This window comes from Pantoea sp. ME81, assembly GCF_903970985.1.
Lineage (GTDB): Bacteria > Pseudomonadota > Gammaproteobacteria > Enterobacterales > Enterobacteriaceae > Pantoea > Pantoea communis.
In genome coordinates, this window is the sequence record NZ_CAJCKS010000189.1 from 1 (window position 1) to 8,694 (window position 8,694).

General features: G+C 55.5%; 11 protein-coding genes. 8 read left to right on the forward strand and 3 right to left on the reverse strand.

Features of this window, described 5'->3' with window-relative positions; all coding sequences use genetic code 11:
• The 4 genes from H7A81_RS23225 to H7A81_RS23240 form a co-directional block, all read left to right on the forward strand.
• Nucleotides 1-309 (forward strand): cytochrome c (locus H7A81_RS23225; RefSeq protein ID WP_182058844.1); only part of this gene is annotated, 309 nt, incomplete at its 5' end.
• Nucleotides 310-374: 65 nt separating this feature from the next.
• Entirely contained in the window at nt 375-842 is a 468-nt protein-coding gene (locus tag H7A81_RS23230; RefSeq protein WP_034829794.1) for a heme-binding protein, read from the forward strand.
• A gap of 227 nt (nt 843-1,069) precedes the next feature.
• On the forward strand, nt 1,070-3,007 hold the full coding sequence (locus tag H7A81_RS23235; RefSeq protein ID WP_182058845.1) for a methyl-accepting chemotaxis protein: 1,938 nt from the start codon (nt 1,070-1,072) through the stop codon (nt 3,005-3,007).
• Nucleotides 3,008-3,121: 114 nt separating this feature from the next.
• Nucleotides 3,122-3,475, forward strand: a complete 354-nt coding sequence (locus tag H7A81_RS23240) for an MmcQ/YjbR family DNA-binding protein (RefSeq protein WP_166934302.1) — start codon at nt 3,122-3,124, stop codon at nt 3,473-3,475.
• On the opposite strand, the gene H7A81_RS23245 is transcribed toward H7A81_RS23240, so the two are convergent.
• Complete coding sequence (locus H7A81_RS23245) at nt 3,459-4,457, reverse strand: class I SAM-dependent methyltransferase (protein ID WP_182058846.1); 999 nt, start codon at nt 4,455-4,457, stop codon at nt 3,459-3,461. The two genes, H7A81_RS23240 and H7A81_RS23245, sit on opposite strands and share 17 nt — an antisense overlap.
• Nucleotides 4,458-4,566: 109 nt before the next feature.
• Here H7A81_RS23245 and H7A81_RS23250 point away from each other — a divergent pair, with 109 nt between their 5' ends.
• A complete protein-coding gene (locus H7A81_RS23250; RefSeq protein WP_182058847.1) occupies nt 4,567-5,409 on the forward strand; it encodes a helix-turn-helix transcriptional regulator in 843 nt (280 codons plus the stop codon).
• Here the strand turns inward: H7A81_RS23250 and cybB are convergent.
• The gene (cybB, locus tag H7A81_RS23255) at nt 5,406-5,945 is read right to left on the reverse strand and encodes a cytochrome b561 (protein WP_034829799.1); all 540 of its coding nucleotides are present in this window, start codon (nt 5,943-5,945) and stop codon (nt 5,406-5,408) included. The two genes, H7A81_RS23250 and cybB, sit on opposite strands and share 4 nt — an antisense overlap.
• 93 nt (nt 5,946-6,038) lie before the next feature.
• On the reverse strand, nt 6,039-6,533 hold the full coding sequence (locus tag H7A81_RS23260) for a MarR family winged helix-turn-helix transcriptional regulator (RefSeq protein ID WP_058961073.1): 495 nt from the start codon (nt 6,531-6,533) through the stop codon (nt 6,039-6,041).
• A gap of 98 nt (nt 6,534-6,631) precedes the next feature.
• On the opposite strand from H7A81_RS23260, the gene H7A81_RS23265 reads away from it, so the two are divergent.
• The 3 genes from H7A81_RS23265 to H7A81_RS23275 form a co-directional block, all read left to right on the forward strand.
• The gene (locus tag H7A81_RS23265; protein WP_255479028.1) at nt 6,632-7,789 is read left to right on the forward strand and encodes an MFS transporter; all 1,158 of its coding nucleotides are present in this window, start codon (nt 6,632-6,634) and stop codon (nt 7,787-7,789) included.
• An 87-nt stretch (nt 7,790-7,876) separates the two neighbouring features.
• Nucleotides 7,877-8,383: a DUF1543 domain-containing protein gene (locus H7A81_RS23270; RefSeq protein WP_182058848.1), complete on the forward strand. Its 507-nt coding sequence runs from the start codon at nt 7,877-7,879 to the stop codon at nt 8,381-8,383.
• 45 nt (nt 8,384-8,428) lie between these two features.
• A partial coding sequence (locus H7A81_RS23275) for an NUDIX hydrolase (RefSeq protein WP_182058849.1) occupies nt 8,429-8,694 on the forward strand: 266 nt, incomplete at its 3' end.

Sequence of the window (8,694 nt, forward strand, 5' to 3'; positions counted from 1 at the left end):
GATCCCGCCAACCTGATCATGACGATTGCGGAAGGGGTTGATCGCCAGACTGGCAACGAACACGCCTTTATGCCGGAATTTCGCACCCAGTTTAGTCAGGCCGAACTGGCCAAAGTGGCGGATTACGTCTCCACCAACTTCGGTAATCCGCAGCATGCGATTACGCCAGCTGATGTTGAGCAAACGCTGAAAGGCGAAAGCGGCAGCTGGCTGGTGCGATACGCGCATGCGTTAAGCATCATCGGTGGCGTCGTTGCGCTGCTGGTGATCGTGGGGGCGTTGATCCTTCTTCTGCGCCGCCGGAAATAACTTTTACGGGCGGCGTTGACGTCGCCCGTATTCATAACGGTATGACCCTTTAAGGAGTAACTTCAATGAAAAAGGCTTTATCCCTTGCGCTGTTGAGCGCCGCGCTGTTCGGTTCTGCTGCCGCGCATGCCACCCTGACGCAAACCATTCTTTCCCAGGGCGATGCGCAAAAGCTGATCGCGGCCGCGCAGGAAAAAGCGCACGCGCTGAACGCCAACGTCTGTATTGCCGTGTTGGATCAGTCAGGCCAGCTGCTGGCGTTTAACCGTATGGACAATGCCCCCGTTGGCTGCATCGATTCTTCCATTCTGAAAGGCCGTGCGGCTGCGTTGTATCGCACGCCAACAGACAAATATATGGATCGCGCCAACGGTAAAGAACCGGCTATCGCGACCTTACCGGGCGTCATTCCGCTCGGCGGCGGCTCACCGGTGGTGTGGCAGAACAACACCATTGGTGCGGTGGGCGTCAGCGGTTCTGCTAACCCGAATGAAATCGCCATCGCCAAAGCAGCAAGCGACAGCTTTAAATAACGACGCCGGTCGTTGCTCAAATATTCATGATGCAAAGGTGCACCTTGATGCACCAGCGGGCGGCCTGAGGGGCGCCCGTGCAACATCACACCTCATTCAATTCTCCTCCGACCTGCTTATCCATCAAGTTCCTGCGCCGCGCGCCGATAGTCTCTACAGAGGGATGTAGGTGCACAGGGAGTGGTTCATTTTTAAACCGAAAAAGTGTCAACTCCAGGAGCGCCATAATGGCCAAACACGCATCAAAGAAAACAATGAGCACCCGCACGCAGATGCTGCTGACGGGCGCCTTAACCATCACCCTCGGCTTTGCCGTCACCATCGGCGTGTTGAGCTGGCAGTCCAGCAACGAGCAAAAGTCACTGGCCGAGAACTATCTGCAGCAGATTGCACAAACCCAGGCACTGCAAATCCAGCAGGAGCTGAGCTATGCGCGAGACGTGGCGCATAACCTCGGCCACAGCCTGATAGCACTGCCAGCCGCAGGGATTCAGGATCGTAAAGTCGCCGATAAAGTCATGGAGTCGGCACTGCGCGATAACCCTGACTACCTGTCGATTTCAGTGGTCTTTGAAGAAAACGCCTTCGATGGCCGCGACGCCGAGTTCGCCACCCAGCCGGGTGCTGCACCGAAGGGGCGTTATGCCTTCTTCGTCGATCGCGATCAGTCGGGCAATTTCAAGATGCACCCGCTAACCTCGATCTTTACACCGGGCCAGGGTGACTACTACCTGCTACCGCAGAAAAGTCAAAAAGACACATTAATTGAACCCTACAGCTATGCCTACAACGGCGTTCCCACACTGCTGACGTCCGTGGCGGCGCCGATTCTCAGCCAGGGCAAATTGTGGGGGGTTGTGACTTCAGATATTTCGCTGGCCTCGCTGCAGGAGAAGGTGAATAAAATCAAACCCTGGGAAGGCGTGGGCTACGCCATGCTGCTGTCCAGCGCGGGGAATGTGGTGTCTTACCCGGATAAAAACCAAACCAGCAAAGCGTGGAAAGGCGATACCCATCACTACAGTTCAGACGTCATGGAACAGCATGACGCGTTACTGGGTGAAGATGCATTGGTCACCTGGCAGCCGGTGGTGATCGGCAACAGCGATCAGAAATGGTATCTCGGGGTGGTCGCGCCGGTGAGCAAAGTGATGGCGGCGGCGCATCGTCAACTGGTCAACGCCGTGATCCTGATGATCATTAGCATTCTGGTGGTCTGCGCCCTGCTGGGGCTGTTATTCAGCCGTAAAGTACTGAAGCCGATCGGTGGCGAGCCACTGGAAGCCGCGGCCATTGCGCTGGCGGTGGCTGATGGCAAACTGGATAACGTCATCACCCTGAAAGGGCGCGATAACAGCAGCCTGTTCTACGCACTGCATACCATGCAAAACCAGTTGCGTGAGATTGTCGGGCAAATTCAGGATGCCAGTTCCTCCGTTCGTCAGGGCGCAGGCGAAATTGCCAGCGGTAACCTCAATCTGGCCTCGCGCACGGAAGAACAGGCGGCAGCCCTGGAACAAACCGCCGCCAGCATGGAGCAAATCACCGCCACAGTGAAACACAACGCCACCAATGCGCATCAGGCCACGGCGTTGACGGAAAACGCCACGCAGATCGCCAGTCGTGGCGAATCGCTGGTGGGTGAAGTGGTACAGACCATGGCGCAGATCGATGACAGTGCGAAGAAGATTGGCGATATCACTGCCATCATCAACAGCATCGCTTTCCAGACCAACATCCTCGCACTGAATGCGGCAGTGGAAGCGGCACGTGCCGGTGAGCAGGGGCGTGGTTTCGCAGTGGTGGCTTCTGAAGTGCGTAATCTGGCGCAGCGCAGTGCTAACGCCGTGAAAGAGATTGCGGCGCTGATTGAGGAGTCGAGCCAACGTGTCGGCAGCGGTGTGCAGCTTGTGCAAGACGCCGGTAAGACTATGCAGGAGATGACCCAGGCGGTGAATTCAGTGCGGACTATCATCGGTGAGATCGTGGTGGCATCCGATGAGCAGGCGCGCGGTATCAGCCAGGTCACCATCGCGGTGAATGAAATGGACGGCACCACCCAGCAGAACGCCGCGCTGGTGCAACAGATGTCGGCGGCGGCCAGTTCGCTGGAAGATCAGGCGGCACAACTGGCACAAACGGTGGGACGTTTTCAGTTGAGTTGAGCCAGCCGTCTGCGTTGAAGACCTTGTCACAACGGGCCGCGCCTTATAACGTAAGGCGCGGCCTTGTGCTATTTGCTCAAGGCCGACAATGACTTCCACACATCGGGAACCCTCATGAATCGCCAGCAACTGTTCGAACACATCAGCCAAACCTACCAAATTGAACCCGACTATCCGTGGAAAAAACACAGTGAATACGCGGTACTGCGGCACCCTCGCCACCGTAAATGGTTTGCGCTGGTGTTCCCGCTGGAAAGCCACAAACTCGGATTGGACGCAGGACCGGTGGTACAGGTGATGAATATCAAAACCCGTCCTGAACTCACCGGCTCCCTGCGCCAGCAGCACGGCGTCTATCCGGCTTATCACATGAACAAAGAGCACTGGATCAGCCTGACGCTGGAAAATGGCTTGCCGGATAGCGAGATCATTGCGCTGCTGGATGAGAGCTTTAGCTTAACGTTTTAGGCTTTCGCGCCACGATGACATTGAGCGGCGACATTGGAAACGGTTGCATCCGCTGGACGCGCTCAATATCAAATCCTGCCTGCTGTAATTCCTCGCACAAAACACCCTCATTCGTGACGTTGTAACCTCGCATCATTAACGGGGTAAAGAATGGCAGCACCTGCCGTGCTTCCTCTGGCTGCTCAGGGACTTCTGCATGGGCGCTGAGCAGCAATCCGCCTGGCTTTAAGCGTGTGAACCACTCGCGCAGCATCGCCTGTCTGTCCGCCATAAAATAAAGAAACGATGAACTCCAGATAATGTCCACCTGACGCCCTTCAGGCAATTTCGCCAGCGCGCAACAGCGATCGCTCAGGCCGGCTTTTTCGATATTGCGCTGTGCGACGGTGGCGGTTTGAGGCAGGTCGAGCACGATCACCGAAAGCTGCGGAAAGCGTTGTGCTAACGCAATGCTGATCAACCCTGGACCGCCGCCCATATCCAGCAATAGCGCCGGATATTGAAAATCAGCCAGGGTATCAGCGATCGCGCAGGCGGTGTCCGCGCTCAGCGCACGCTGCTCCTGGGCGATTTGATGCAAGGCGGCATCCGCCCACGCGGTATCGATTTGCAAAGGATCCTGCCAGCCGGGTTCCGCCTGCGTCAGCAGTTGTGGCATCCGCTGAGCGAACTGCTGTAACACCTGATGACGATAGCGCCAGGCGTCACCGATATAGCGGCGACTGTCGCGACACAGATAAGTATGGACATCGGGTGCCAGCACAAAGCAGTCAGCTTCATGCGTGAGCAGTTCAGTGCTCCATAACAGGCGTAACAGATGATAGGTCTGATGCGGCTGCCAGTCATAATGTTGAGCGACTTGCGCAGCGGTGGCGGGTAGCGCCATGAAATCAAACAAGCGATGTTCAAATGCAAACGCCACAGCGCCGTTGAGGGCGTGCTGAGCCAGCAGATGATCGAGAGTAGGAAGCGGTGAACGCATGGCAATCTCCTGAACAGGTAACGTGAACATCAGACTAGCCTTTGGCGTAAATGCAATTTATTCTCATTTGTCTGCGAGACGGTGATTTAACTCTGCGAAAGGAGAAAGGATGCAAAAGCCTGGTGAAATGCGTGTGCGCCAGCATCAACTGTCGCGAGAGATGCGCATGGTGCAATCGGATTACTGGCCCGTGCAGGCACTCTGTGAGTCTTCAAAACCGTCTAACGAGCAGCCACAACTGGTGCTGACTTTTGGTGTGCAGGGAGAATCGCGCTTTCGGGAAAGCAACGGACGTGAGATCGCTTTCAGTGCCGGGCATCTTACCGTGACCAGTTTTCAGGCCAGCCAGGGCGAGCGATTGTATCGCGCGGGTGAGCGGGTGCAGCAGGTGCGCCTGATTCTCAGTGCGGCGAATGTGCGCCATTATTTTGGTGAACAGGCTGCAGAAGGATTGTTACAGCCTCAGCTTAAGCGCCATCTTTTTAGCCGTTTCGGCCACGCCACCGCGGCGCAACTCAGTCAGGTGCATGAGGATCCGTTGTTACTGGAAATTCAGGCGCTCAGCCTGTTGGCGTTGCATCGCCATCAGCTTCAACCCACGAATATTCAGCACAAGCTACATCCTCAAATGGTTGAACGGCTGGAACAGGCTCGCGACTGGATGCGCGATCATCTGGCTGAGTTTTTTTCACTGAGTGCGCTGGCGCTGGCGGCAGGGTTAAGTGACCACCAGTTGAAAACAGGGTTTCAGCAGCATTTTCACTGCACGCCGGGCGCGATGTTGTTGCAGATGCGCATGGAGCATGCGCATCGCTTGCTGGAGGAGGGATTTCAGGTGGCTCAGGCGGCATGGCAGGTGGGATATCAACATCCGCGCAATTTTAGCGTCGCGTTTCAACGCTATTTTGGGCGCCCGGCCAGCGCGATTACCGGGCGCAGAAAGCAGGATTAGCGTGAACGACGAGACGGCATCATGCGCAGTAAGGTGTTGTCTTTGAATAAATAATGATGCGCCAGTGCCGCAACGGCATGAATACCAATCAGCCAGTAGCCGTAAGGGGCGAGTGTTTCATGCCAGTCTGCAATGCTGTCAGCAAAATCAGGATCGGGATCGCCGCTCACCGGCATCGGAATACCGAAAATCCACCAGGTGCGGCCCATATAGAAGCGCGACAAAATGCCGAGGATCGGCAACACAATAAAGAACAGGTAGATCGCCAGGTGCATGAGGTGCGCGAGGCCGGTTTGCCAGTGTGGCGGTTTAGGGACTATCGCCGGGCTGCGATGACGAAAGCGCAGAATGACGCGTGACAGCATCAGCACCAGCACACAACTCCCTGCGCTGAAATGACCAATGATCATGGCAAAGCCCTGCCAGGATCCGCGCGTCGCTAATCCGCGAAATTCCATGGTGCAATAGGCCGTGACGACCAGCAAGAAAGTCAGCCAGTGGAGAAAAATCTGCGAAGGGGCGTATTTGGTGCTCATCATGTATTCCATCAAAAGGCGTAGCAGAAGCGCTAACATAGCGGAAAGCGTACTGAATTAATTCATATTTTGACACATCCCCCGACGAAATGCTTACCGCTGGGCTTCCGATGCCTGCATCAGTTGGCTGAGTAAAGACTGTAGTTGCTGTTGCTGATCAGCACTTAACGTTGCCAGTTGATCACGCTGCGTCTCAGTATGAACCAGCAGGGCTTGCTCAATCTTTTCACGTCCGGCATCGGTTAAGGCGACCAGCATACTGCGCTTATCCTCAGGGTCGGCCACGCGCTCAATGGATCCCACCTCCTCAAGACGATTGAGCCGATTAGTCATTGCGCCAGAAGTAATCAGCAGCGATTTGTACAACTGCGTGGGAGAAAGGCAATAGGGAGGGCCCGCACGTCGCAACGTAGCGAGCACATCAAACTCCCCATCGCGAAAATGGAAAGGAGCCAGTGCCTCCGCGCGCCGGGTGGCGAGGTGCTTCATGATGCGCAACATGCGGCCAAATATCGCCATTGAGGAGGCATCCAACTCCGGCATGGCGTTGGCCCACTGCTCGATAACAAAATCAACGTGGTCGGTCATATTTCCCCTCGAATGTGTTGCTTTGTGCGCATCCCTCTATCGAAATGCTGCAAAGTATCTTAACGTTAAGATACTTTCGACGCACATGGAGATGCAAAGTGACTCGTACCTTACCTGCTTTAGGCATGTTTGCTTTACTGGTTTTCATCATCGCACTGAATTTACGCCCGATCATGGCCGCCATAGGACCGTTGTTTCCGCTACTGCAACGCGAATCCCACCTCAACGCCACGCAACTCAGTTTACTCACCACCTTGCCGGTGGTGATGATGGGGTTGTCTGCCCTGGCGGGGCCGTGGTTGCTGCGTTGCGTTGGTGAGGTTCGCGGCATCGCCGCCGGTTTGATTCTTTTGGCGTTAGCTTGCCTTGTGCGCGGTGCTGTCCCAACAGCTGAGATGCTGATTGCCAGTGCGCTGGTGGCGGGCATTGGCATAGGCTTAATTCAGGCATTAATGCCTGCGCTGATTAAACGGCACTTTGCTGCACAGGCCGGCACGCTAATGGCACTGTTTACCACCGGGATTATGGCGGGTGCAGCGCTGGCTGCCGCGACGGCCGCCCCATTGGCGGATGCGCAGGGGTTGGGCATGGCGCTTGCCATACCCGTTGTGCCCGCGATTGTTGCGGTACTGCTGTGGTTAATCACGTTGCGCAATATCGTTCCCGCTGCTCACGTTCAGCGTGCTAAAACTGCGCGAACGGGCCGTACCTGGTTGCTCATGGTGTTCTTCGGAATTGGTACAGGGGCTTACACGCTGGTGCTGGCCTGGTTACCGCCGTTTTATATGCAGCATGGCTGGACGCCGCAGCACAGCGGCTATGTGCTCGGTGCACTGACGCTAACGGAAGTGGTGGCGGGCTTTATCGTGTCGGGCTTAATCCATCGCTTCCGTGACCGCCGTTTTCCGTTGCTGCTGGTGCTGACCTCCCTGCTGCTGGGATTAATCAGCCTGATGTGGCTGGGCGGTGCACTGGCCTGGTTGCCCACTGTGCTGCTCGGATTGGGGATTGGTGCGCTATTTCCGCTGTCACTGATTGTGACGCTTGATCATGCGCATTCCCCTGAAGAGGCGGCGGGATTGTTATCCTTTGTGCAAGGCGGCGGCTATTTGCTGGCAGCATTGATGCCACTGATTGCCGGAATCGTCCGCGATCGTGCAGACTCACTGGATAGCGCATGGGCCATCATGAGCGTCGGAGTGGTGGTTTTGATGGTGATGGCATTGCGTTTTAAACCTCACCTCAAGCAGGGATAATGACGGTATGAAACGGTTGAATCGATATATATCTTGTTTTATAACGCCTGCCTGACTCTTCTATGTCCATCAAAAGGAAATGACCGCGTGAACCTGTTTATCTTTTACGTAGGCGGTAATGCCGGAAAATCTAACATTGAAGTGCATGATATCCAGTTCGTTGCTGCAGAAAAGCCCGAGGATGCCTGGCCTGCATTGCGTGAAGCCTGGTTTGGTGATGCGGATAAAATCCACGTCGATGGCTATGCGCGCGTGACCTGGGCTGATGGCTATCGCGTGTCTCTGTCTGATAAGCCCACCACCGGCAGTGAAAAGCTGTTTTTTGTTAACGCCGGTGCGTACCATCCTTCCACTTTGGCTGAGTTGCATGCCTTCGGTCTTTTCGTTGCCAAAGACGTTAAGGAAGCGAAAGCCAAAGGACTTGCTAACCTGTTGCCCGGAACAGACCATCAGCACAAAGATAATCTGAAGGATGTGGATGATTGTTTGCTGCTGGAAAAGATCGGTGACCTCTATATTCATTTAACGCCGGATAGCGATGGCGAACCCTTCCGCCCGGAGTGGCAGGGTTATCAGCCGATCGGTATCGCGTGATCGTCGGGGCGCCGATGGCGGCGCCCGCAAAACCCTGGAGGTTCTATGTCACCACAAGTGGGTGTAGGCGTATTGATTTTCCGTGAAGGAAAACTGTTACTGGGCCGCCGCAAGGGCAGCCACGGTTCAGGGGATTGGTCAGCACCGGGTGGGCATCTGGAATTTGGTGAATCTCCGGATGACTGCGCACGACGTGAAGTGCTTGAAGAAACCGGATTAACCCTGACCGAATTGCAAAACGGCGCATTCACCAGTGATGTGTTCCCTGAGGCCAATAAGCACTACATCACCTTGCTGCTGGTGGCACGTCA

Bases quoted from the DNA above. Each gene is read 5' to 3' on its own strand.
- H7A81_RS23240 (WP_166934302.1), top strand. From the start codon at position 3,122: ATGAATCGCCAGCAACTGTTCGAACACATCAGCCAAACCTACCAAATT.
- H7A81_RS23250 (WP_182058847.1), top strand. From the start codon at position 4,567: ATGCAAAAGCCTGGTGAAATGCGTGTGCGCCAGCATCAACTGTCGCGA.
- H7A81_RS23245 (WP_182058846.1), bottom strand. From the start codon at position 4,457: ATGCGTTCACCGCTTCCTACTCTCGATCATCTGCTGGCTCAGCACGCC.
- cybB (WP_034829799.1), bottom strand. From the start codon at position 5,945: ATGAGCACCAAATACGCCCCTTCGCAGATTTTTCTCCACTGGCTGACT.
- H7A81_RS23230 (WP_034829794.1), top strand. From the start codon at position 375: ATGAAAAAGGCTTTATCCCTTGCGCTGTTGAGCGCCGCGCTGTTCGGT.
- H7A81_RS23235 (WP_182058845.1), top strand. From the start codon at position 1,070: ATGGCCAAACACGCATCAAAGAAAACAATGAGCACCCGCACGCAGATG.
- H7A81_RS23260 (WP_058961073.1), bottom strand. From the start codon at position 6,533: ATGACCGACCACGTTGATTTTGTTATCGAGCAGTGGGCCAACGCCATG.